Source organism: Candidatus Leptofilum sp. (genome assembly GCF_965223525.1).
Classification (GTDB): Bacteria; Chloroflexota; Anaerolineae; order Promineifilales; family Promineifilaceae; genus Leptofilum.
The window spans coordinates 477400-501892 of sequence record NZ_CBDCWX010000004.1 but is presented as its reverse complement, the minus strand read 5'-3'; the positions used below and the strand labels follow the sequence as shown (position 1 = coordinate 501892).

Genomic DNA, 24493 nt, shown 5'->3' with positions numbered 1-24493 from the left:
TTTTTGACACCGTCATCCTCATCGCCGCTCAAAAAGTGCTGCAAGAACTCAAAAATCGGCTCGGATAAAGTCACCGATTGCCTCGCACTGCTACAAGCAGACGATAGTTGGTTAGGAAGAGAACCCCTAATCCACTCCCCCAATAGAGACCCTGCATTCCAAGATTAGTGCTGTCCGTTCCGGCCATCATGCCGTGGATGGTGGCTCCACCATAGGCCAAAAAGTTGAGCGCGTGCAGCCGTCGCCACCAGGTTTGGCCAATGCGTTTGCGCCAGGAAAAGCTGAGAGAGGTGAGTACCATGATGTACAGGCTAATGACGCCCAATCCTACCCAGCCCGGTGCATACGGTCCGGTAAAAGGGATGAGCAAGTCAGCAACGGTGTAACTGTAAAAGTTATCAAACAGCAAAGCTACAGCGTGTAAACCAGTTAGCCCAATGGCTAGCCAGGACACAATCTTGTGCATCCCCAAAGAGAGAGCGGCCGGAAGCCACTCTTTGATGATTTTTGTGCTGAGCAATAACCCCCAAATGGTTGACCAGGTGAGCAAGACATACGCTACCGTGCCGCTGGCGCGAACGATATGCCAGGCCGTTTGTTCATCTACAGCCAGCCACTGGGAGAAAGTGCCACTTGAGAAGCTGCTGACGATGGGTAGTCGCGCCAGCACAATGAGTAAAAATCCCAAAACTGCCCCAAAGCCCAGGCCAACGGCAAAGTGAGACAGGGTCTCGTCAAGCTGATTTGTTTCTGGTTGTTGAATCATCTAATTTTTCCTTTTGGCGATTGTGAAGGTAAGCCTGCCTCATGGCTGGGGTCGTGTGGACGCTGCCGCTGGTGGTTGCAAGCAAGGCGGGAATGTGCCGTGCCGCCAGCCAATCGGCTCCTTTTTGGCAACCCATCACGCAAACGGCCGTTGCTATCGCTTCTGTCTGGGCGGGGTTGGCTAATAAAACCGTTGCCGTAAGAAGATCATTTTCCGCCGGACGGCCGTGCTGCGGATCAATGAGGTGGTGCGCCTGCCCACCCTGCCACGGCCATTGGCGATTATCTTTGCCAGACGTCATGAGGCAGGCGTTGGCTAACCAAAATTGCAGCAAATTTTGCGGCAATGCCGCTGCACGCGGGGCAGCAATAGCCACAGGCCACCCCGGCCAATTTGGCGGCGGATCGCCAGCGACCAAATCGCCTCCGGCGTTGATGAGACAGCCACCTCCCTCAGATAAAACCTGGGCAGCACGTGCGGCCGTTACCCCCTTCACGATGCCGTTGAGGTCTAGCTTCATCCCCGGCGGTAGCCATACGGCTCTCCTTGGCGAATCTAGCTGGACTGCTTGCCATTGCTGGGGGTGGGTAACGGCCGTTTGCATCACCGAATCAGTTGCAGCCAAGACGCCAGCTTCAAAAGAGTGTGTGTACCCGGCGGCCTCCAGGGCGGCAAGCAAGGTGGGGTCATAATGCCCATCGGTCAATTCGGCTACGGCCAGGGCAGTGACCAGCATCTCCCAAAAGCGGGCAGAAAGCTGAACCCACTCACCAGAACGGCCGTTAACCTGCGAAAGCTCACTGTCGGGTAAAAAGCGGCTAAAGGTTTGCTCATAGCTGTGGAAGAGCCTCTCCGCTTTCTGGAACAGGTCTGTGGCCAGTGCTGCATCGTCACAGGCTAGCCACATTTTGATGCGGCAGCCCATTGCCCAAAACTGGTCTGTGAAAGCGTTTGGTTCTGTTTGCGTTTTCATATTAGTACCGATCCGAATATTGGCCACAGAGCGTTTTGAGACAAAGGCTCATTTCTCAGGTTCTCTTTTTCCTGCTTCGGCTGCGCTCAACACAAGCCTGTGGCTTTTTAGGATAGCTTTTTAGGACGATTGGCTTTGGGTGATGGGGCGGATGACGGGCGAGACGGCCGTTGGCACAGGTGCCAATTCAATGGTCGTGGTCGTTGTTTGCCCGCTTTCCGGTTGGGCAGGAATCACAATGACCGCTGGCGTTGGCTGCGCTGGCTGGGGTTCTGCCCCCAAAAGACGTGTGCCTAGCAAAACGGCCGTTAAGCTCGCCACCGTCAGCCCCACCCCCATCTTATTGAGGAAGCTATCATACTTGCCTGGTCGCCTAGTCGTCATCGTCGTCTTCTTCCTCATACTCATAGTCATCTTCGTCGTGCTCTTCGTCTTCGTAGTCTTCTTCATAGACAGGCTGCTGCGCCGCATCTTGCATGTCCAGGATGGCTTGGTTGGCCGCTTCCAGCTCCTGCTGGTAAGCGTTTTCCCGCTCTTGCATCAGGCGGAGAGCCGCCTCCAGTTCGGCATTGGTTGCTTCCAATCCATCTAGCCCAGAAGGCGCAGCCGTGTCTAGGGAATTGGTTGGCACTTCCTGAAGCTGCTGTTGCTCTAAACTCCGTACCGGCAAGCCAAATGCCAGCAGCGCAATTAAAATCAATCCGGTTACGGAGCCTGCCAATAAAATACCTTTTGTTCGGTTCATGTTGTTACCTCCAATTCGAAAGTGGTTTTTGTTGATGGCAGCAACTCTAATCAATTTGCCTACCCCTGTGGTTAATTACGGCCTAAACAACCTTAAATTCTGCTTAAATCAGCAAACGGCCGTTGATCCACCCCCTAGACTGTGCCACAATGTTCGCATGACCAAGATATTGTTGGTAGACGACGAAGAGATGATTACCGAGCCGCTAGCGCGTTCCCTGAGAGAATCGGGTTATGAGGTGATTGTGGCACATGACGGCCGTCGTGGCTTAGCCCTCGCCCTGAGTGAACAGCCAGATTTAGTTGTACTAGACATTCTTATGCCAGAAATGGACGGTTGGGACGTATGCCGCGCCCTGCGCCAAAAAAGCCCCGTCCCCATCCTCATGCTAACGGCTCTAGGCGAAGAGATTGACCGCATCTTGGGGTTGGAAATTGGTGCAGACGACTATCTAACCAAGCCTTTCAGCACACGAGAGCTAAAAGCACGCATCCGCGCCATGCTGCGCCGGATAGAGCTAGATCGCAACCACACGCCAACTTCTGACATTCTCACGGCAGGTGCTATTCGGCTAGAAACAAATGCGCATCAAGCCTATAAAAATGGTGCCAAGCTCACCCTGCGCCACAAAGAGTTTGAGCTGCTGCGCCTGCTCATGGCTAATTTGGGGCAGGTTGTTACCCGCGCTGAACTGTTCGACCGCATTTGGGGCACCGATTGGCTGGGCGATACGCGCACCCTGGACGTGCATATTCGCTGGCTCCGCGAAAAAATCGAAGAGAATCCCAGCCAACCGCAATACATTCAAACCGTCCGCAGCGTAGGCTACCGCATGGTGGCACCCCAGGCAGAAGCATAATGTTTCGCAAGGTGCGTACCCGGCTCATTGTCACCTACACGGCTCTCATTTTGCTGGGCTTTTTAGGATTGGCTTTGTTGGCTGGGCAGCAAATTTCGCTGGGGGTAACGGAGGACTTCCAGCAAAATTTTGTGGCTCAAGCAACGCTCACCGCCAGAGGCCTGCGAGAACCTTTGGAAGATTATTTTGAGGGTGAAAGCACGGAAGCATTTTTACAAACGGCCGTTACCGACTTTGCCGATGAGCTAGACACACCCATCACCCTGCTGGATGCCGAAGGCCAACTGTGGCTAACCAGCAACGGCCAGCCAGAAAACACCACAAAAAAACAACCAGAAGTTGAAGCCGCCCTGAACCAGCACACTGAATACGACATACGCAACAACGAAAACAATGTTGCTACCATTTATGCCGCCGCCCCAATTATTGAAGACGGCCGTATCCTGGCCGTCGTCCGCCTGGAAACACCGCAAGACACAGCCCAATCATTGGTCGTGCAACGCTGGCTTGCTCTGGCAACTGGCGTTTTGGGGATTACCGTTGTAGTTATCATCGCCAGCTTCGCGTTGGCCGCTTCGCTCACCCGCCCACTTACACAACTGAATGACGCCGCGCTTACTCTAGCAGACGGCCGTTTGTCCCATCGCCTGCCAGAAAACCGCACAGATGAATTTGGCAAGCTCGCCCAAACCTTCAACCACATGGCGCAACAGGTTGAATCCATGATCGAAGAGCAACGTGCCTTCGCCAGCAACGCCTCCCACGAACTCCGCACCCCGCTTACTACCATTCGCCTTCGCAGCGAAGCCCTGCGCGACGGTGGGCTAGATGCACAGACAGCTCAAAAATATGTGGCCGAAATTGATGATGAAGTGACCCGCCTGGGCAATTTGGTGAACGATCTTATTTTGCTCTCACGGCTAGATTCGGGCCGGGCTGAGCTTGGCAGTGACCAAGTGAGTATCGCGTCACTGGTTAAAGGGCTACTGCTGGAATTTCAGCCACAAATTGAGGAAAAACAACTAATTGTGACTACCGACGTCCCGCACAATTTGCCTCCCGTAGCGGCCAATTCGACCCATTTGCGCGTTGTTTTGCACAATCTGCTAAGCAATTCGGTGAAATACACGCCCTCAGGTGGGAAAATTAATTGGCAATGGGCAGCCGATACGGCCGTTGTTCACATGACCCTCACCGACAGTGGCCAGGGCATTGCCCCAGAAGATTTGCCCCACTTGTTTGAGCGATTTTACCGGGCAGACAAAGCCCGTACCCGCACGGTCGTTGGCACTGGGTTGGGTTTGTCTCTCTCGCAATCTATCGTTCAGTTGTATAATGGCCGTCTCCAAATTAGCAGTCCCGGTCTTAATCAAGGAACCCGCGTGCGCCTCACTTGGCCGCAACGTCTCATCGCCGATTAAGACACAACTTTAGGCAACTTTGTTACAATTACGCAAAACAAGCCAGCCGTATCGGTAAGAAAAAGTTGTAGGAGCGTACTGTATGCCCTTTGCCTGGATGGTAAATGCGGTATGGGTGGCGATTACGGCCGTTGTCATTGTCACCCTTATTTCCAGAATTCTTAAAACAAAACTGCCGCTCGGCCTCATCGGTTCAGCAATCCTCACCATTGTTTTAGGCCAGGGGCTCATTATTTGGTCTGGCAATCCAGACGTCCCTGTTCTCACCACGGTGCAGCGAAATATCTGGCTGGCAGCCGCCTTCTTCCTGGCGCTCAGTACCACTTTGCGTGCGATTAAGTGGCTGCTGCTGGAACTTCTCGTTTACCGACGCAGCGTTAAAATCCCCCCTTTTCTGCTCGATATTTCTGAATGGTTCATCCTATTGCTGGTCGTCCTGGCCACCGTTCGGCTGGTATTTGGGGTCGAACTGACGGGTTTGCTTGTTACCTCCACCGTTGCTTCAGCCATTATTGGTTTGGCGCTGCAGGATACTTTAGGCAATCTCATTTCCGGCATTTCGTTGCAAATTGAGGCTCCCTTTGCTGTAGATGATTGGGTGGAAATTGACGGTATCGAAGGCATCATTGTACGCCAAAATTGGCGCACTCTCACCCTGCTCACCCGCGAAGACCATCGCGTGATGCTCACCAACAGCACGGTTGCCCAAAGCAAAATTATCAACTACTCGCGCCCGACTAATCGGCAAATACAAACGGTTTACCTCACCCTGAGTGAATCCTATTCGCCCAATCTGGTCAAAGAAACGCTCATGGCATCGGTACAAGGACTAGATGACGTGAAGCTGCATCCGCGCCTGCGCTCGCATGTGGTTTCCATGCAGGATGGCTGCGTGACGTATGGTCTTAGCTACTGGCTAGACGATTACAGCGACAAAATTATTGCCCGCGACAAGGTTCTCACCCGCGCCTGGTTCAACCTACACCGGGTTGGTATTCACATTCCAGATCCCACCGGCAACTTTAAGTTGCACATGATTCCACAAAATGCCAAACAGTTGGCCATGCACTCCCGACAAGAGGAACTGTTTGCCACGATGCAGTCGCTGGAGTGGCTGGATGTACTTAATGAGACGCAGTTGAAGCAGTTGGCTGATCATTCGGCCGCTTCTACCTATACTTCTGGGGAGCAACTTGTACGGCAGGGGGATGCTGGTGATTCGCTCTTTATCATCAAAGAGGGCGCTGTTTCAGTTTATGTGCAATCAGAAGACGGCCGTTCCGTCTTTACCAATAACTTACATGCTGGCGACTTCTTTGGCGAGATGAGCCTCCTTACAGGGGAAGCCCGTTCCGCTTCTATCCGTGCCGAGGAAGAGACAGAAGTCATCATTATTGATAAAGAGGCTTTTACCAACGTCCTCACGCAAGATCCAACTATTTTGGAGCGATTTGTTACGGCAATAGAGCGTCGTCAAAAAGGCAACACGCAACGATTGCGAGAAGATTCAGCCCGGCGACGGCGTGAGATGGAAAACGGCCGTGATGCCTTTATTCGCCGCATTCGTCGCTACCTGCGCGTGCCTTAATTTTTTGCCACAGAGCGCACAGAGAGGAAAGAGAATAAATTTCTAGCAAGTGCCAGTCACGGGATGAACGATCTCGCATCATGAAAACACTTAATCCCGTGACTGGCACTTCATAGCGTTTCGTCGAATTGGTAGCAGACACAGTAAATCCTGTTAAAATTGGGGGCAACGAGATAAACACGGCCGTTCCACCCCAGAATGCGCCATAGACCCTTCACAATTTCCCAAATTTTGACCGTCACATTTCAAACTTCTACAGGAGTGTTTCATGTCAGACGACTTCATATTTCACGGTTCCCTCAGTGAACTAGACCCCAACCTTTCTGAACTATTAAAGCGCGAAGACGACCGCCAGGACAGCACCATCATTCTCATCGCCTCAGAAAGTGCCTCGCCAGAAGCTGTGCGCGAAGCCATGAGCGGCAAATTCGCCAACATTTACGCCGAAGGCTACCCTCGAGAAGGTAGCCGCCGTCAAACCGAAGCAGAAATCTTCGATATGGATATGGAGCTGGCTCACTACCGACGCTACTCTGACCCCCGCTACTACAAAGGGGTAGAGTACGCCGACATGCTAGAAGCCCTCACCCGCCGCCGGGCTGCCGAACTATTTGCCGCCAACGGCATCATCGCTGACCAGCTTTATGTTAATGTACAGCCGCTCAGCGGTGCACCCGCCAACAGTGCGGTTTATAGCGCACTGCTAAAGCCAGGCGACACCATTTTTGGCCTAAACCTGAACGACGGCGGGCATTTGTCGCACGGAACCCGCATCAATCGCTCTGGCAAACATTACAACGGCGTGGCCTACTTTGTAGATGAACAAACCGAGCTGCTCGATTACGACGACATCGAGCGACGCGCCATCGAAGCCCAGCCACAAATCATCGTGGCAGGCTTCTCCGCCTACCCGCGCATCATAGATTGGCAACGCTTCCGGGCCATTGCCGATAAAGTAGGTGCCTACCTGATGGCCGACATTGCCCACATCTCCGGCCTGGTAGCCTCGGGCGTACACCCCAGCCCCATTGGCATTGCCGATGTGGTTTCTACTACCACCCACAAAAGCCTCTGTGGGCCGCGTGGCGCGATGATCATGACCCATCGCCGTGATCTGTTCCGCAAGATTGACCGGGCTGTTTTTCCTGGCGAACAGGGTGGCCCCCACCTCAACACAATGGCAGCGCTGGCCGTTGCCCTCAAGCTGGCTAACACCGACCAATTCCGTGCCCTGCAGCAGCGCATTGTGGACAACGCCAGCCGGTTGGCAGACAAACTAGCGGAGCATGGTTTACGCATTGTGGGCGGCGGATCCGACAATCATTTGCTGTTGGTAGATACCAAAAGCGTGACGCATAACGGCGTGCATTTGTCTGGTGACATGGCCGCGCGAGTGCTGGATGTGGTAGGCATTGTGCTAAACCGCAACACTATTCCCGGCGATGTGGGCGCATTGAACCCCACGGGCTTACGCCTGGGCACCGTCTGGATTAGCCAGCTAGGCTTTGGCAATGCAGAAGTAGATTTACTGGCAGAAGCGATTGCCACAGCGCTGAATGGTTGCCAACCGTTTATTTACACGGGCTTGGGTGGTAAGCAGCAGCTACGTACCAAAGTGGACTTTATGGCCTTGCGCCGCGCCCGCGAAATTGTGCGCCAGTTGAGAAATGTGCCAGAGTCAACGGTCGTTTCCCACACCATCCAAATTCGCGGTGAAGATGCAACCAGCTTCATGAACTATGCCTATACCAGCGATGTGCTGGCATTGAAAGATGGGGAAACACAACCGTCAAAATTGGGTATTGCTCAGGCAACTGCCACCATTAAACGCATCAGCGCTACCAAATACCAGGTGCGCTATGCCGACGCGGCCACAGCCCTTCGCACCGTAGAGTGGCTGGCCGATTTGTCGGATGGGTACGTGGGTTTTGGTGATTTGTATGCCAAATTGCCCGGTGCTGTGGTGGTGAAAGCCGTCGAGCCAGAGGAAGAACTGCCAGAGCCAACTGAGGTGGATACGGCCGTTTCCCACACCAAACCGTTCTTTGTTGGCAACAGTGCCTTTAGCGCAGAAGATGCGCTTCCTGAATTTAGCTGGATCGAGCCGGAAGATGCCCCCATGAAGCGCACCCCCCTTTACAACTCCCACGTCGCGCTGGGTGGGCGCATGGTGCCGTTTGGCGGCTACGAAATGCCCGTCCGCTACAAAACCTCCGTGGTGGAAGAACATATGGCCGTGCGCGAAGCCGCTGGCCTGTTCGATGCCACCCACATGGGCGTATTCGACGCGCAGGGCGATGACGTCGTTGAATTCCTCAACACGGTGCTCACCAACGATGTTTCTGCATTAAAGGTGGGGCAATCTCACTACACTTACCTGCTACTGCCCGATGGCTCTGTGATTGACGACCTGCTGGTTTACCGACTGGCAAGCAAGCGGTTCATGCTGGTGGTCAACGCCTCGAACAACGACAAAGATTGGGCCTGGCTGAATGCGGTGAACAGTGGCGAGGTGATGATTGATGCGGAACGGCCGTTTGCCAAAATCCAGCATCCCATCCAGCTACGCGACCTGCGTGACCCGCAATACGGTGACGAATGCCGCGTGGACATGCCGCTGCAAGGGCCAAAAGCCACCGAGATTTTGCTGGCACTGTGCGACGACCCCGAGCTGGCAAACCGGATCAAGAGCCTGCCCTGGGCTGGCCTGACGCAAGGCAATGTAGGCGGCTTCGATTTAATCATCTCTCGTACGGGCTACACGGGCGAGCGCATTGCCTACGAGCTATTTGTCCACCCCGATGAAGCCCCCGATTTGTGGGCAGCCCTTCTGAAGGTAGGTGAACCGCTGGGTCTAAAACCGTGCGGACTCGCCGCCCGCGACAGCACCCGCACCGAGGCAGGTCTGCCGCTTTACGGCCACGAATTGGCTGGAGAAATGAACCTGAATCCGGGCGACGCGGGTTTTGGCAGCTACGCCAAGCTGTGGAAACCGTTCTTTGTGGGTCGCGCCGCCTTCATCGCCCGTGAGGAGAGCCGCGACCAGGTTGTGGTGCGCTTCCGCATGGATGAGAAGGGCGTGCGTCGTCCCGATGGCGGCGACCCGGTGCTAGACAAGCGAGGCAAGGTGGTTGGTACCGTCACCAGTTGTGCCATTGACAGTGAGGGGTATTTGCTAGGGCAGGCAGTGCTGCCGTTGAGCATGAGTAAGGAAGGTACGGCCGTATCCATCTACCAGCTCGGTGGGGGAAAACGCACCATCCGGGTGCCAGAGAGCATAAAACCGGGTGCGCGGCTACCCATGCCTGATGGCGCAACGGTTCTGTCTCGCTTCCCATCGCGCAAGAAGAAATAGTTGTTTAAGTAGAATACCCGAAGGGTTTTGTAACCTTAAAAATTCTTCGAAGTAACGTTTGAAAAACCCTTTGGGTCTCGACTTTCGGAAAACTGCGGCAAAATCGAAATTCAGTTGACATGCCGCTGGCTAAGGTGTAGGATTGCGGGTCATTGGTAAGGGTAGAATCGGGAAGGTCTATGCTGCCAAGCCCAAATTCGCTTAAGGAGTCCCCACATGCGCCGTGAGGTTCTAACGTGGTCCGACGTAGACAAACTAATTGATTATCTGGTGCCCCAAATTCAAGGGCGCTATGACTCTATGCTCATCATTACGCGCGGCGGCATCGTGCCGGGTGGCATGTTGGCCGAAGCGCTAAACATCACCTACATTCTCACCGCCTCTGTGCGGTTCCCGGCCGATTTCCCTGGCCTGCAAACCCCTGGGCAAGAAAAATTTGCCATTCCTGAATTCATTCAGTTTCCAGCCGACAGCCTGCTAGCCGGACGGCGCATTTTGGTTGTAGACGACGTATGGACCAAAGGGCGCAACACCGTCACAGTTGCTAACCGCATTGATGCCGCGGGCGGCACGCCCGACACCTGCGTACTGCACTACAAGCCTGCCTCGTCGCTGTATCCGGGCTATACGCCTACGTATTATGCGGCCGTTACCGATGCGTACGTTATCTACCCGTGGGAACTAGACCGCGGGCCAGAGGTTTTGGGCATCTGGAACTGATCTCAGCAATCAGCCTGTCTGTAAAAATCAATATCCTCTTGTTTTGCTAAAAGTTATTCTTGGACGGCCGTTTGGCACACGGGCCACGGATCATCACCAGCCAGAAGCGCGGCCAAGGCTGGGCTATCGGCATAGATGCCCCAGTAGCGTGACGGCAGCAGTGCGGCAACCTTCACCATAATCAGATGAGTGTATGCCGCTAAATCTTGCCCTTTTGCCCGACGGCCGATTTCTGGCAAAGTGTATGGCTCCCCAATTCGCAAGATGCTCCGAGTGGCGCGCAGTCGCTTGAAATTGGCAAAAATCTGGTCGTTGTTTTCAAAACCCACCGGCAGTATTGGCACGTTGGCGCGATCGGCTAAATAAGCCGCGCCCACTTTGGCCTCCTGCATTTGGCCATTTTTGCTGCGGCTGCCCTCAGGTGCCAAACCAAATACCACCCCGCGCTCAATTGTCGCCATTGCGTCCCGCAATCCCCGGCGGTCAACCTCTCCTCGATTGATGTAAATAGCCCCAAGCCAGGCCATAATCGGCCCATAAATTGGATGGCTGCGCCACTTCTCCCCAGCGAAAAAAGCCCACTCCACCAGGGGAAAACCCAGCAACAACAGCGGGGTGTCGGCAACGCTGGTGTGGTTGAGCGTGACGATGTACGGCCCTTCGGCAGGGATATTTTCTCGGCCTACCACTTCCAGGCGGGTGAGCAAAATTGTGCGTGTTGCGTGCATCGCTGCACGAATAAGATGGTATCGAAACATGGCAGAATAATAATCGTTAATGGTGAATTGTAAATGGCTAATTGTTTAAAATTTGGGCTTCGGTGTGGAGGGTGTAGGCGACAGTGGCACCGCCGGGCGGGGCGGCTTCTAGTGAAAACGGCCGTTCCTCCCCAACCCCCAACGCATCTACCATAACCTGCTGCTGAAAGCCTGTCACGTTCCCCTGGGCATCGTAAAAAGTGGCGGTTAGCTGCACGTTTGTAACGGCCGTTTCCCCGTTGTTTTGCAGTTGCCCGGTTAAGCCCACACGTTCGTCATGGATATCCAAGTGAACATCTGCCACACCCACATCCAGCGTGCGAGTTCCCAGCTCTACCACCGCCTGCCCACCAATGACGGCCACATTCGTCTGTGCAAAGCCGCTAGGCGGTTCGTTGATGAGCAAGCCAAACGGCCCGCGCTCCCCTGCCGGAATAATGGCGGTGGCTACCCAGGCCGTAACGCTGCCCAGCAAACGGCCGTCTGCAGCCAGCAGCCCAATCTCTACCTGAATATTCTCGACGGCCGTTTCCCCCTCATTGGTCACCTCGCCCAGCAGCCACAGGCTACCCACCGGGGTTTGGTAAGCATGAATTTTGTTAACGGTGATTTGCAGCGGAACGGCCGTGCCTGGTGCCAGCAGCGGATTAACGGTGGGCGGCGGTGGCAGCACCACTGGCTGCCCTATCTGCAAATTCTCTGGCACAATGCCCGGATTGAGTGCCAAAATCTCCTCAACCGTCGTGCCCCGCTGGATCGCAATCCCCAGCAGCGTATCGCCTGACGCAATCTGGTAAATGATGGGCGTTGGGGAAGGCGTAGCGGTGGCAGTGGGCAGCGGCGTGGGCGTGGTTTGCACAACAGCAGCGGCTGGTGCGGCGCGGGTGGCAAACGAAACGCCAATTTGGGGCGTAGGGGATGGGGTAGCAACGGGAACGGCCGTTGCCACAGCAGCCTGCCCACCTTGCCGACAGCCCGTTAGCAGCAAACTCCCAATCGCAAAAAATAAAATCAGCCTACGCATAACAAGGCAGGGAGTATAGTAAACCGCGCCTTCAAAAACAAAAAGCCAACTGCCCGCAACAGGCGAACAGTTGGCCCAGTGTTGTTCGACAATAGTAACCAACGCGGCTTTCCGCCGGGCTATACTAGCCACTCATTGCCTGTATTGTATAAAGCACTTCAATCACCAAACCCAGATGACCAAAAGCTGGCTCTGACGAGTTGAGCGTTCCCACCAGCACGATGTTCAATTCTGGGATGTAATAAGCAAAATTGTTCCACGTCCCGGAATGTCCTTGCAAATTGCCCAAACCAGGTGCATCTACAGAATCCAGGGCAATGTTAAAGATACCAAAACCGTAAGCCCAGCCAGGGAAACCAGTTTCGACCCAATTCATTATCTCGGCCGCAAGGTTTGGATCGCTAATGAAGTCGCCTTCAACCAAAGCCCGCATAAATTTGAGCTGATCGCCAGCGGTAGAAACGAGGCCGCCTGCGCCCCAATCATACGAGCGGCTTTGATGGTTGGTTAAATCTTCTGTGCCAAAGTAAAGGTGTGACAAGGAACGGCCGTCTGCCACACCCACCGGCTCTTCCCGAAACTCAAGATATGTTTGCGACATCCCCAGCGGCTCAAAAATTAGTTGTCGGTACACTTCCGCCAGGCTCATCCCTGAAGCATTTTCGATGATGAGACCCAGCAATTGGTAATTGAGGTCGCTGTATGCCCAGGCCGCTCCAGGGGGAAACAGAGGTGGCTCTTCAAGAGCGTACGCTAGAACATCTTCGGTTGCCCACATCGTGTCTGGTTCAGCAATCACTAGCTCCTTCAGGTCTGGCACACCGTTGCCGTCCAAATCCCGACTGTCAGAAAAGCCCTCAAAGCCCGTTGTTTGGTTCAGCAGTTGGCGGACGGTAATTTGGTCGCCGTAAGATTCGCCTTCGTAAACATGCAATTGAGCAATCAACTCTTCTGGCAGGTAATTGGCGATGGGAGCATCAATATCCACACTGCCCTGTTCAGCTAGCTTTACGATGGCAACGGCCGTAACCATTTTAGTCACACTCGCCAAAGCAAATTGATCTTCTGGCACCATGTTGATTTCGTTAGTGGGATCAGCCATCCCGGCTGCACCCTGCCACTGCAGCCCCAAGTCTGGCGCATCAACGAGCAGCACAACGCTGGGAAAACCAAGCTCATTCACCTGCTTGTCCACAATTGCCTGGAGTGCTGCTTCTAATTCGACGTTTTCATCTGCTGGCGCGGGTTCTTCCGTTGGCCTGATGGTCGGCGATGGCTCTGGCAATGGTGTATGGGTTGGTTCCGGTGGCGGTGGTTCTGTTTCTGCAATGGTTTCCGGTTCAGGAGCAACGGCAGTTTCCGTCGCACTCTCAGTTTGTGTGCAAGCTACCGTGATCCAAGTCAGCAGCAAAATCCAAACAAATAATTTGTGCTTCATCATTTTTCTTCCTTTCGCCTATGGGTCTGTTCATTTGGCAGTTGTTCCTCCAAGAAGGCACACATGGCTTGTAGATTGGCAAACGTTTGCCAACGGCCGTTGCTAACACACTGCAAAGAGATGCGTTGGACTGGTTTGCCACTCTCATCAACCACCCATAAGCGCAGCAAATAAGATTGGTAGATTGGTTCAAAATTAGACATCGTTCTGAATCCTGAATTGCCTACACTTTAAGCCGCAATCGTTAAGAAAACGTCCAGTAATGATCAAGAGCAAGTCAAACAATTGGGACGCAGACAAGCGCGGAAAAACGCGGCTTAAACCTGGTTCAAATCCGCGTTCATCGGGGTTAATCCGCGTCCTATACGTGTTCAAACAACGTTTAACCTTTACAAAAGTGTCCAGTAAATGTGCCAATTTAGTGATTTTTGTCAGTTGAATTGGTGCTTTTCGTGCGATTAAAATGAGATAGTGGCTTCGGCAAAGGAGTTTGGTTGTGTCCACGCTAAAAATTTTCCTCTTTGGTTCCCCGCGAATCGAGTTAAGTGAACCGGCTGCAAACGGCCGTCCCACCCCCAGTTTCTTATCAGACAAAGTGAGAGCCTTGCTTATCTACCTAGCAGTCGAGCAGGCTAGGCCCTTCCGGCGCGAGGCGCTAGCAGGGCTACTTTGGCCCAACATGCCAGAGGCAAAGGCACGGGCCAACCTGCGCCGTGCTTTGGCTAATTTGCGCCAAGTCATCGCCGATGCAGACGGCCGTTACCTCCACATTAGCCGCCAAACATTGCAATTTAACACAGCCAGCCCCGCATTTGTAGATGCACGTCACTTTGAACAGTTGGTGGAAAATCCAGAACCAACCGTTGCCCAAATGGAACAAGCTGTAAAATTGGTAAACAGCCGTTTTTTAGAAGGGTTCTCCATTCACGACAGCATCGCCTTTGAAGAGTGGGCGCTGCTAAAAAGGGAGCAATACCAGCGACAGGCACTGCGCCTACTCAATCGCTTAACCCGCCATTATGAAGCCCAGCATCAATACCAAGACGCCCTCCATTTTGCCCAGCGGCAAACCGAATTGGAGCCGTGGCACGAACCCGGCCAGCGCCAAATGCTGCGCTTGCTAGCTCGCATCGGGCAGCGCACCAACGCCATCCGCCAATACGAACGGCTCAAAACCGACCTGTCGGTTGAGCTTCAAATCGCACCAGAACCGGAAACTGTTCGACTCTATCAACAAATTGTGAAAGGTGTTTTTGAGCAATCTACAAACGTGCTTCCCGCCTATTTGGAGGAGCCAACGGCCGTGCCGTCCCACCCTTTTGTGGCGCGTCAGAGCGAATTAGCTGCGTTACACAAACAGTTAGAAACGGCCGTTGCCGGGCAGGGCGGTACTGTTTTCATTATTGGTGAAGCGGGCAGCGGCAAAACAATGTTGCTGCGAGAGTTCTCCCAACAGGCGCAAATCCACTTTCCGCAGCTTTTGTGCCTGTTTGGCAACTGCCCAGCGCATGTAGGCAGCAGCAATCCATATGCCCCGTTCCGCACGGCCGTATCCATGCTGGCAGGCAATATTGAACCCCACTGGCACAGTGGGCTGCTCAGTCGCCCGCAGGCCGTTCGCCTGTGGCAGCTACAAGAGAAAGCACAGCAAATTTTGCAGCAACACGGGGCAAATCTGGCTGGCGTGTTATTTACGCAAAGCCAAATGACGGCAAAAAATAGCCCGTCTGCAGCCGCCCTGCCCCAATTCATCTTGTTCGAGCAAGCAACCCATGTTTTGCAAAAAATGTCGCGGCACGCACCCATTTTGCTGCTGCTGGATGATTTGCAATGGATTGATCCCGGCTCTGTAGATTTGCTTTTTCATCTAAGCCGTCAAATGGTTGGCTACCCGATTCTTATTGTTGGTGCCTACCGCCCCGAAGAAGCAAGCAGTCCCAACCAACTGGGCGAACGTCACCCCTTGCTGCGGCTGGTACATGAGCTACAGTCCGTCTGTAGCGAAAATATTGTGCTGAACCAAGCTAATGGACGGCCGTTTGTCAATGCCTGGCTCGATTATGAACCCAACCAGCTCGATGAGTCGTTTCGGCAAACGCTGCACCAGCAAACCAAAGGCCACGCCCTGTTTACCGTTGAATTGGTCGCTGCGCTTAAAGAACGGGGCGACCTGAAGCGAAGCGGCGAAGGTTTTTGGCAAGCTGGACAATCCATCACCTGGGAACTGTTGCCAGCCCGTGCCGAAGCGATGATTGCCGAACGAATTGAACGGCTACCCATCCCCATGCAGCATATTTTGTCGGCAGCGGCCGTTCAGGGTGAACAGTTCATCGCCGAAACAGTGGCCGAAATGGTCAATGCCAATCCGCAAACATTGTTGCGCCAGCTCAGCCAGGATTTGGGGCGCATCCATCGGCTAGTGCGCGCCACTGGTCGCCAGCGGGTAAACGGTCAGCCCATTTCCCGCTATACCTTTCGGCACAGCCTGTTCCAGCGCTATTTATACGGCCGTCTCGACCCCATCGAATGCGCTACCTTGCATCACAAAACCGGGGAGCTGCTCGAAACACTCTACCAACAAAAAGAGGCGCATGGCTCAGATTCAGCTATTGTCGCTACCCTAGCCTGGCATTTTGCAGAAGCAAAGCAATCGCAAAAAGCAATTACCTACCACAAAATGGCTGGCGACCATGCCTTTAAGCTAGCGGCAAACCAGGAAGCTGCCATCCATTACCAGCAAGCACTCAACTTGCTGGCAGAGTTGCCCCCTTCGCCAGAAAACGTGCAGCAAGAGCTGACGCTGCTTACCGCGTTGGGTACGCCATTGGTTGCCCTAAAAGGGTATGCACATCCTGAAGTGGGTAAACTTTACCAACGCGCCCACGCCATTTGTGAGCAAATAGAGCAAGCAGGCGGCGCTACACCGCTGCTCATTCCTGTTTTAGCCTGGCTGGTTTCTTACGACATCACCATTGGTAGCCACCAGCAAGCCCTGGCGCTAGCGCAAAAAACGTCTGCCCTTACCCAAGCCAGCGACGATGAAACCACCCAACTATTGGGGCATTTGCTGCTGTGCGTACCCAACATTTTTTTGGGAAACTTTGAAACGTCACTGCAACACAGTCGCCACATCGCCACAAATTACCAGCAAGAAAAGCACGGCAAGCTGCTGTGGGAATTCGGTTTGGACGCTGGCGTTACGGGTCACTTCTGGACGGCCGCCAACTTACTTTATCTAGGTCAGGCAGAGGCGGCTCAACACCATGCCGAACAAGCGATTGCCCTAGCCAAACGCTTGAATCACCCTTTCATGCACAGCTATGCGCTCATGACCGCAGGCTGCGAGTTTCATTTTTTGAGGCAAAATATTGACGCCGTGCAAAACTATGCTGAGGAGCTTCTTGAAGTTGCCAGCAAAAATGGGTTCATGCTGGATCAGGCACAGGCGCACTTTTACCTGGGCTGGGCAACGGCCGTTCGCCATTCAGACAATCTCGCCTGTATAAAAGAAGGTTGTGAACAGATGGAAACGGCCGTTTCCGTTGGAAAAACAGTTGGCTACACACTCATGATTCCATCCCGCCTCATTACCATCGCCGATTTTTGCGTTAAACTTGGCAAAACCGACAAGGCGCAGCAACTGCTGACCGAAGCCAAAGACCAAATTGAGCAAACTGAAGAGCGGTACTTTAAACCAGAATATCACCGAATCATGGCTGAATTTGGCCAAAAAACTGGGCAATCACCCCAGAAAATTGAGAAACATTACCAAAGCGGTTTGTCACAGGCTCGCCAACAAAAGTCTAAACTGCTAGAAAATCGCGTCGTGTCCAGCTATGAACAGTGGCAACAACACATCAACTAGCCTAATCTCACCAATTTTGAAAGATTTTCCTCTCTTATTCGTTATACAGGCAGAAACAGAGATTGGCGATTTTAATCAACCAATCTCAAAAACCTGAGGTTTTTATGCTTGATAACGAAAAATTGCTTGTCGAACAGGCTCGGCAAGGCCCGGCAGCGTTCGGGGTGCTGTATGACCATTACGTGAACCGCATTTTTGCCTACACGGCCCGGCTCATGCAGGATGATGCGGCGGCTCAGGATGTGACGGCTGTTACCTTCCAAAAAGCATTGGAAAAAATCCGACGGTACAAATGGCAAGATCACGGCTTTGGCCCCTGGCTCTACCGCATTGCCCGCAACGAGGCGCTCTCTCGGCTGCGGCGGCAAAAGTGGCTCTCACCCGGCCAGTGGTTTGGCAGTACAGAACTGCGGGCAACAGAAACGGCCGTGCAGTCTCGCCAAACCAGCCATACCGTCCAACAAGCCTTGGCCCGCTTGCGCCCCAAAGACCGCGACATCATTGTCCTGCGCTATCTGGAAGAGCTGCCTAGCGAAGATGTTGCCAAAATTTTGGCCTGTTCCACCAGCACTGTCTACGTGCGGCTGCACCGTGCCCTGAGCCGGCTTCGTACCGAGCTAGCGCAGGAGCTGCCCACAGCCAGAGAGGTGAATCCCCATGTCTCGTAACGATAACCTGAACCAATTTGATGAGTTGATTGATGAATTGCAACAAAGTGACGAACGGCCGTATCCCCGCCGCGCTTTCAAGCAAGAATTGCGCCGCAATCTGCTGAATCAGTATGAAAACCCCACCTTCTCCCTGGCTAATTTGGGGCGACTAGCAGGAGCGGCCGTTGCCTTTGCCACCTTAGCCTTCATAGTCTGGTTTAGCTGGGTGAGCCTACGGCCGCAGCCAGCACCAATTAATGCCCAAATGAGGCCTGTTGATGTGCCTGGTCGTAATGAATTTATTGTGTACGACCAGCTACGAATTGAACTGCCCATGTGGGTTGAATTTGACGCTGGCTGGGCAGAGCTAACGGCCGAATCATGGCAATCGCTCGACGGCACCTTCTTCCGGGGCGAACTGGTAGACGCTACAGGCAAGCAGCGCGTGTTTGCCCAGAGCGATGGCCAATTCCTCTGGCGCGGCACCTACAATAGCAGCGTCGAGCAGATGGATACGGTTACCCTGCAATATTTTGATGTTTACCACGCGCTGGCCCAGGCCGAAGGCTGGGCAGGCAGTGCCACCACCCCGCCATTTTATGACGATATTGGCTGGGGAGGCCTGATGGAATCGGTCTTGCAGCTGGACTGGGACTGTGAAGGAGCAGAATGTGTGGCCAAATATCTGGCGGAGCCGCCGCTGGACGTTAACAGCCGGGGTGGAGAATATGAACCATATGGTTGGGGTGTTTCCTTGATTGACACAGAAACGACAGCGAACGGCCGTTCCCTCACTATCTACCACATCAACTATTCACCCAACCAGGATGGCACCGCTAGCAGCCAATATCGGCTGGTAAAGCTAGATAGCAACAACCACACCGTCGTTGAAGTGGCCGATTACGACGGTGAAACATTGCTACGCCGCCTGGAGCGCGTGAGCCACCAAATCATGACCAACGCAGATTTGCCAGAGGAGCAGTTTACACACCTGCCAGACGGAACCAGCGTCGCCTTTGTGCTGCCTGAAGGGCGCATAACAGCCAACACGCCACTGCTGGATGCCCCTAACGGCGAACAAGTGGCAACCCTGACCACAGGTGCACAGCTCACGTTAAGTGGTCTCATGAACAATCAACTGCCCGTCACTCACGATGGCACGACCTGGCAGTATGTCTCCGTGCCCGACGTGGGCCAGGGCTGGGTGGATGAAGCTACTCTGGAATGGCCGCTCACCAGCGATGGCCAGTTGGTTGATTTGGATACAGGCCGCCTGCCAACGGCCGTTCCCACAGAAACCCAACTCATCATTCTGCAAAATTACCGAGATGAAATTCTGGCATATCTGCCCCAGGCAAGTGATGATGAACGGCCTCTCGCAGAACAGGCTCTGAATCAAATTGAGGCAGAAATTGCCCGCCTTGAACAGCAGCAAACGGAAGCTGGCCTCTCTTCCTTCAATGATGAGCTACTGCTCACGAGACATCAACTCTCGGCGACGCTGATCAGCGCGGGCGGCACGGTGGACGTCGCCCTGTTTTGGGAAGGTGAACCAGAATCGGCTATCAACGTCGCCGTCCATCTCACCGATGCCAATGGCAACGTGCTTAGCCAGACAGATCAACCATTTTCCGAAGAAATGAATGTGACAGTAGCCGTCCCTGAAACGCTGGCAGATGACGTGTACGAGATCGTCGTCATCCAATACGATGCGGCGACGGGCGTTCGGCAGGATTCTCTGGTGCTGCAAGAAATTGTGGTGGAAACGGCCGTTACCAATCCCGAACCCGCCCCCAACGGCGTCTGGCTCATTGCCGCTACGCAAGAAGCCCGCAGCTCGGCGGATGCTCCCATCACGCTAGAAATCACCGTTGGCTACCAATTTGCTGTGGACGAAGCCGTGACGCTGAAACCCCTGTATGCCCATCCTGAGTGGGACATGGCTAACTTTGGTCGCGTGCCGATAGATGGGCTGGGCGAAGAAATTGTGCTAGATGGCCACGCTGGCACTCATACCTTCACCTTTAGCGAAAGCCCAACTCTCATGCGTGAAGTTGTGGGCAGCGACCAACCCATGCTAGTCATGCAGCTGGCCTACTTAGCAGACGACGGGGTCGGTGACACGCGCCTCCACATTCTAGCGATGCCTACCTTTACAGGCTTCGCCATTGATTTGACCAGCAGCGAGGAAATCGTTTATCCATAAACATTGCAAGGCAATGTCTCTACGTTTTACAATACCCTCTTCAAATTTACCGAAGGGGGTATTTTTATGCCTGATGTTACCATTTTGCGGCCCACGTTCAGTCTGGAAGAGGCCGTTCAACTCGCCCAAACGCATTACAATCTCACCGTCACCGCCCGCACCCTACCCAGCGAGCGCGACCAAAACTTCCATCTTACGGCCGTAGATGGCACACAATACATCCTCAAAATCGCCGGGCTCACCGAATCCCCGGAAACTTTAGCACTAGAGAACGCCCTCATCACCCACCTCAATCTCCAGCTTCCAATCTCCAATCTCATCCCAAAACTCGTTCCAACCGCCAATAACCAAACCATCCCCAAAGCCGCTGCCTCCGGTGGCACAAATTACCCCATCAGGCTAATCACCTACCTGCCCGGCAAGCTACTAGCGCACACCAAGCCACACAGCCCCGCCCTGCTGCACCACCTCGGCCACACTCTCGGCCAGCTAGACGCCGCTCTAACCCATTTTGAGCATCCCGCTGCTCACCGCGACTTAAAGTGGGATTTGAAAGTAGCCGGATTTATTGCCGACTACCTGCAATTCATTCTTGACAGTGCTCAACGCCAGCTTGTACAGGGCTTTCTCGATCACTTTTTGCAGCGTACGCAGCCCCGGCTGGCAAACTTGCCCCACAGCATCATCCACAACGACGCCAACGACTACAACGTTCTCACCATCAACCAGAAAATCAGCGGCATCTTCGACTTTGGCGATGCGCTTCACACCGCCACCATTTGTGAACTAGCCATCGCCGCCGCTTATGCCATTTTGCACAAGCCAAACCCGCTATCCGCGGCTGCCCACGTCGTGGGTGGCTACCACGCCGCCCATCCGCTCAGTGAGCAAGAAATTGCACTGCTGTTCCCGCTCATCGCCATGCGCCTTTGCGTCAGCGTCACGATGAGTGCTTACCAGGCTACCCAAGAGCCAGACAACGATTATCTGCAAATTTCGGCTGCACCCGCCTGGGAAACATTAGAGATTCTGGCCCAAACCAGCCCGCTGCTGGCCGAAGCCACCTTCCGCCACGCCTGCAATTGGGAACCTGTGGCAAAATCTCCTCAGGTCACAAACTGGCTACGCGAAAATAGAAGTTGGTTTGCCAATGTGTTAAACACGGATTGGAAAGAAACACCGACAACCGTTTTTGATCTGACGCCCGGTAGTTTGCTCCTCGGCTCCCTCCAAAACCCGGATGACACGCAAGAATTTACGAATCTCCTCTTCACTACGATGACCCAAAGCGGGGTCTCTCAAACCTCTTATTCCTCTGTGCCCTCTGTGGCTAAAATAGGGATTGGTCGGTACGATGAGCCGCGCCGGATTTACTCAGCCAATGCTTTCCGCATTCCCGGCAACGACTGGGATGAGTGGCGTACGATTCACATGGGGATTGATTTGTTTGTGGCGGCGGGAACGGCCGTACACGCCCCCCTCCCCGGCAAAATTCACAGCTTCGCTAACAACACCGTCCGCCTGGACTACGGCCCCATCATCGTTTTGCAACATGACGTTAGCGATGATCTGACTTTCTACACGCTCTACGGCCACCTCAGCGAAGCCTCGCTAGATGGTCTCACCGTCGGGCAACCCATCGCCAAAGGGCAAAAATTCGCCGAAATTGGCAGCTTCCCTACCAATGGTGATTGGCCACCCCACCTACACCTGCAAATCATGTGTGACTTGCTGCACTCGCACGCAGCCACCAACTTCCCCGGCGTGGCAGCTCCCAGCCAACGTGAAATTTGGCGCAGCCTCTGCCCCGATCCAAACCTGATTCTGGGCATTCCAGATGATTATTTTCCACCACCAGCCCGCAGCAAAGATGAAATCTTAGCGTTACGCAAAAAGCACCTGGGGCCGTCACTCAATTTGTCGTATAAAAATCCGCTGCACATTATACGTGGCCAGGGGCAATATTTGTACGATGCGAACAACCAGCCCTACCTGGATGCGGTAAATAATGTGCCACACGTAGGGCATAATCACCCCAAAGTTGTTGAGGCGGCGCAGCGGCAAACGGCCGTTCTCAACACCAACACCCGCTACCTGCACAACAACCTGGTGGAATACGCTGCCCGGCTCACCGCCACGCTGCCAGAGCCGCTTTCGGTTTGTTATTTCGTGTGCAGCGGCAGCGAGGCCAATGAGCTGGCCTTGCGGCTGGCGCGTACCCACACGGGCCAGCAGGATTTGCTGATACTGGATGGCGCTTATCATGGCAATACGGCCGCTCTCATCAACATTAGTTCTTACAAGTTTGATGGCCCTGGTGGAGCTGGCGCACCCCAGCATGTGCATGTGCTGCCAATGCCAGATCCGTACCGTGGCCTGTACCGGGGGAATGATGAAGGAAACGGCCGTCGCTACGCCCAACACGCTCAGGAAATTATTGAGAAGCTGCAAGCGCAGGGCAAAGGAATTGGCAAACCCTTCGGCATTGCTGGATTCATCGGTGAGCCGCTGCTGGGCTGCGGCGGCCAAATTGTGCTGCCCGACGGCTACTTCCAGGCGCTGTTCCCGATTATTCGGGCCGTAGGCGGCGTTTGCATTGCCGATGAGGTGCAGGTGGGCTTTGGTCGCGTGGGCAGCCACATGTGGGCCTTTGAGACGCAAGGGGTCGTGCCCGACATCGTGACCATGGGCAAACCAATTGGCAATGGGCACCCGCTGGCTGCCGTGGTCACCACGCCGGAAATTGCCGAATCGTTTGCCAACGGGATGGAATATTTCAATACCTTTGGTGGTAATCCAGTCTCTTGCGCCATTGGAACGGCCGTTTTGGATGTGCTAACGCGGGAAAAACTACAAGAAAATGCACTGGTGGTCGGCAATCACTTGCTGGCCGGTTTGCGAAACTTGCAAACTCAATTCCCGCTCATCGGGGATGTTCGGGGGCTGGGACTGTACATCGGCACAGAGCTAGTCCGCGACCCGCAAACGCTGGAACCAGCCGCAGAGGAAGCATCATATATCGCTAACCGAATGCGCGACAAAGGCATCCTCATCAGCACCGACGGCCCACTGCACAACGTGCTAAAAATCAAGCCGCCGCTCGTTTTTACCGCCGAAAACGCCGATTTTTTGGTAGAAACGTTGGGGGAGATTTTAGAGGAATTGTGAATTGTGAACGGAATCATTCACAATTCACGACTACTTATTCACAATTAACTATTTTTTTGGCATCACAAGCCACAAAATGAAATAGGGTAGTGCCGACGCGCCACCTGGCAATAGCAAGATCCCGAATAACAGTCGGAACCAAAATACGTTGATGCCAGTCCAGGCGGCCAAGCCACCACAGACGCCTAAGAAGATGCCATTTTGTCGCCGCAAGCGATTGTCTTTTACTGTCATTATTACCTCCACATATCGATCCACTTGCCTTAATGTAGGCAAATAGTTTATTGTTTCGTTCTGCATATTTCTACGCAAATAACGAAGATCCGTTGCAAAATAAGAATCTATCCGAAAAAGCCACAGGTCCGTCCTGAGCGTAGCCGAAGGGCTTATGCTACGCAACCGAAGCAGAAAAAAGAGTAGTGCCTCAAAGTCCTCTGTGAACGCTGTGGCCAATATTCGGATAAAGAGGGAAATCTATGGCAAGTAACGAATATGCTTTTGTAACCCATTGGCGCATGCAAAGCACCTGTGAAGAAATCAGCGACGTTTTAGGCAATGCCCCTGATCTGGCACGCTGGTGGCCGTCTGTTTATCTGGAAGTAAAAGAGTTAGAGTCAGGCGATGAAAACGGCATCGGCAAGGTGGTTGATTTACACACCAAAGGCTGGTTGCCCTACACACTGCGCTGGCAGTTTCGCGTCACTGAAAATAGGCATCCCCACGGATTTTCCCTGGAAGCCTGGGGAGATTTTGAAGGCAGCGGCATTTGGACATTTGAGCAAGATGGCGACTGGGTAAATATCCACTACGATTGGCGCATCCGTGCCGAAAAACCGTTGCTGCGAACCCTCTCCTTTCTGCTCAAGCCAATCTTTTCTGCCAACCACCATTGGGCAATGCGCCAGGGCGAGATGAGCCTAAAGCAAGAACTGGCTCGTCGCCACGCATGATTGTTTC

Annotated in this window: 19 protein-coding genes; 10 read left to right on the top strand and 9 right to left on the bottom strand. The window is 53.8% G+C overall.

Annotated features, from left to right (window positions below):
• Window positions 1-70: 70 nt before the first annotated feature.
• The 4 genes from ACOQPM_RS02350 to ACOQPM_RS02335 form a co-directional block, all read right to left on the bottom strand.
• Complete coding sequence (locus tag ACOQPM_RS02350) at window positions 71-766, bottom strand: hypothetical protein (protein WP_420627618.1); 696 nt, start codon at window positions 764-766, stop codon at window positions 71-73.
• Window positions 735-1739, bottom strand: a complete 1005-nt coding sequence (locus ACOQPM_RS02345) for an FAD:protein FMN transferase (protein ID WP_420627617.1) — start codon at window positions 1737-1739, stop codon at window positions 735-737. The genes ACOQPM_RS02350 and ACOQPM_RS02345 overlap by 32 nt, the downstream gene beginning before the upstream one ends.
• 120 nt (window positions 1740-1859) lie before the next feature.
• Window positions 1860-2123: a hypothetical protein gene (locus tag ACOQPM_RS02340; protein WP_420627616.1), complete on the bottom strand. Its 264-nt coding sequence runs from the start codon at window positions 2121-2123 to the stop codon at window positions 1860-1862.
• Window positions 2113-2484, bottom strand: coding sequence for a hypothetical protein (locus tag ACOQPM_RS02335; RefSeq protein ID WP_420627615.1), 372 nt, complete (start codon window positions 2482-2484; stop codon window positions 2113-2115). The genes ACOQPM_RS02340 and ACOQPM_RS02335 overlap by 11 nt, the downstream gene beginning before the upstream one ends.
• Window positions 2485-2518: 34 nt before the next feature.
• Between ACOQPM_RS02335 and ACOQPM_RS02330 the strand changes: the two genes are divergently transcribed.
• From ACOQPM_RS02330 to ACOQPM_RS02310, 5 genes are all read left to right on the top strand, one after another.
• The gene (locus ACOQPM_RS02330; protein ID WP_420627614.1) at window positions 2519-3343 is read left to right on the top strand and encodes a response regulator transcription factor; all 825 of its coding nucleotides are present in this window, start codon (window positions 2519-2521) and stop codon (window positions 3341-3343) included.
• On the top strand, window positions 3343-4764 hold the full coding sequence (locus ACOQPM_RS02325) for an ATP-binding protein (RefSeq protein WP_420627613.1): 1422 nt from the start codon (window positions 3343-3345) through the stop codon (window positions 4762-4764). The genes ACOQPM_RS02330 and ACOQPM_RS02325 overlap by 1 nt, the downstream gene beginning before the upstream one ends.
• A gap of 82 nt (window positions 4765-4846) precedes the next feature.
• A complete protein-coding gene (locus ACOQPM_RS02320) occupies window positions 4847-6352 on the top strand; it encodes a cyclic nucleotide-binding domain-containing protein (RefSeq protein ID WP_420627612.1) in 1506 nt (501 codons plus the stop codon).
• Between the two features lie 268 nt (window positions 6353-6620).
• The gene (gene gcvT / locus ACOQPM_RS02315) at window positions 6621-9707 is read left to right on the top strand and encodes a glycine cleavage system aminomethyltransferase GcvT (protein WP_420627611.1); all 3087 of its coding nucleotides are present in this window, start codon (window positions 6621-6623) and stop codon (window positions 9705-9707) included.
• A 216-nt stretch (window positions 9708-9923) separates the two neighbouring features.
• Window positions 9924-10427, top strand: coding sequence for a phosphoribosyltransferase (locus tag ACOQPM_RS02310; protein ID WP_420627610.1), 504 nt, complete (start codon window positions 9924-9926; stop codon window positions 10425-10427).
• Window positions 10428-10480: 53 nt separating this feature from the next.
• On the opposite strand, the gene ACOQPM_RS02305 is transcribed toward ACOQPM_RS02310, so the two are convergent.
• Genes ACOQPM_RS02305 through ACOQPM_RS02290 form a run of 4 tightly spaced genes read right to left on the bottom strand, consistent with a single transcriptional unit; the run spans window position 10481 to window position 13850 of the window.
• Window positions 10481-11185 (bottom strand): lysophospholipid acyltransferase family protein, encoded by a 705-nt coding sequence (locus ACOQPM_RS02305; protein WP_420627609.1) that lies wholly within the window; start codon window positions 11183-11185, stop codon window positions 10481-10483.
• A 37-nt stretch (window positions 11186-11222) separates the two neighbouring features.
• Window positions 11223-12341: an FxLYD domain-containing protein gene (locus ACOQPM_RS02300; RefSeq protein ID WP_420627608.1), complete on the bottom strand. Its 1119-nt coding sequence runs from the start codon at window positions 12339-12341 to the stop codon at window positions 11223-11225.
• Window positions 12334-13650, bottom strand: a complete 1317-nt coding sequence (locus ACOQPM_RS02295; protein WP_420627607.1) for a serine hydrolase domain-containing protein — start codon at window positions 13648-13650, stop codon at window positions 12334-12336. The genes ACOQPM_RS02300 and ACOQPM_RS02295 overlap by 8 nt, the downstream gene beginning before the upstream one ends.
• The gene (locus tag ACOQPM_RS02290) at window positions 13647-13850 is read right to left on the bottom strand and encodes a hypothetical protein (protein ID WP_420627606.1); all 204 of its coding nucleotides are present in this window, start codon (window positions 13848-13850) and stop codon (window positions 13647-13649) included. The genes ACOQPM_RS02295 and ACOQPM_RS02290 overlap by 4 nt, the downstream gene beginning before the upstream one ends.
• Before the next feature lie 293 nt (window positions 13851-14143).
• Between ACOQPM_RS02290 and ACOQPM_RS02285 the strand changes: the two genes are divergently transcribed.
• The 4 genes from ACOQPM_RS02285 (at window position 14144) to ACOQPM_RS02270 (ending at window position 23536) form a co-directional block, all read left to right on the top strand.
• Window positions 14144-17512: an ATP-binding protein gene (locus ACOQPM_RS02285; RefSeq protein WP_420627605.1), complete on the top strand. Its 3369-nt coding sequence runs from the start codon at window positions 14144-14146 to the stop codon at window positions 17510-17512.
• Between the two features lie 104 nt (window positions 17513-17616).
• Window positions 17617-18180, top strand: coding sequence for an RNA polymerase sigma factor (locus tag ACOQPM_RS02280; RefSeq protein ID WP_420627604.1), 564 nt, complete (start codon window positions 17617-17619; stop codon window positions 18178-18180).
• Window positions 18170-20368, top strand: a complete 2199-nt coding sequence (locus ACOQPM_RS02275) for a hypothetical protein (protein ID WP_420627603.1) — start codon at window positions 18170-18172, stop codon at window positions 20366-20368. Before ACOQPM_RS02280 ends, ACOQPM_RS02275 begins: the two co-directional genes overlap by 11 nt.
• A gap of 66 nt (window positions 20369-20434) precedes the next feature.
• Complete coding sequence (locus ACOQPM_RS02270; protein WP_420627602.1) at window positions 20435-23536, top strand: aminotransferase class III-fold pyridoxal phosphate-dependent enzyme; 3102 nt, start codon at window positions 20435-20437, stop codon at window positions 23534-23536.
• Between the two features lie 48 nt (window positions 23537-23584).
• On the opposite strand, the gene ACOQPM_RS02265 is transcribed toward ACOQPM_RS02270, so the two are convergent.
• The gene (locus ACOQPM_RS02265) at window positions 23585-23770 is read right to left on the bottom strand and encodes a PspC domain-containing protein (RefSeq protein WP_420627601.1); all 186 of its coding nucleotides are present in this window, start codon (window positions 23768-23770) and stop codon (window positions 23585-23587) included.
• Window positions 23771-24012: 242 nt separating this feature from the next.
• Between ACOQPM_RS02265 and ACOQPM_RS02260 the strand changes: the two genes are divergently transcribed.
• Window positions 24013-24486 carry an SRPBCC family protein gene (locus ACOQPM_RS02260; protein ID WP_420627600.1) on the top strand — a complete coding sequence of 158 codons (474 nt, stop codon included), beginning with the start codon at window positions 24013-24015 and terminating at the stop codon, window positions 24484-24486.
• Window positions 24487-24493: the final 7 nt, after the last annotated feature.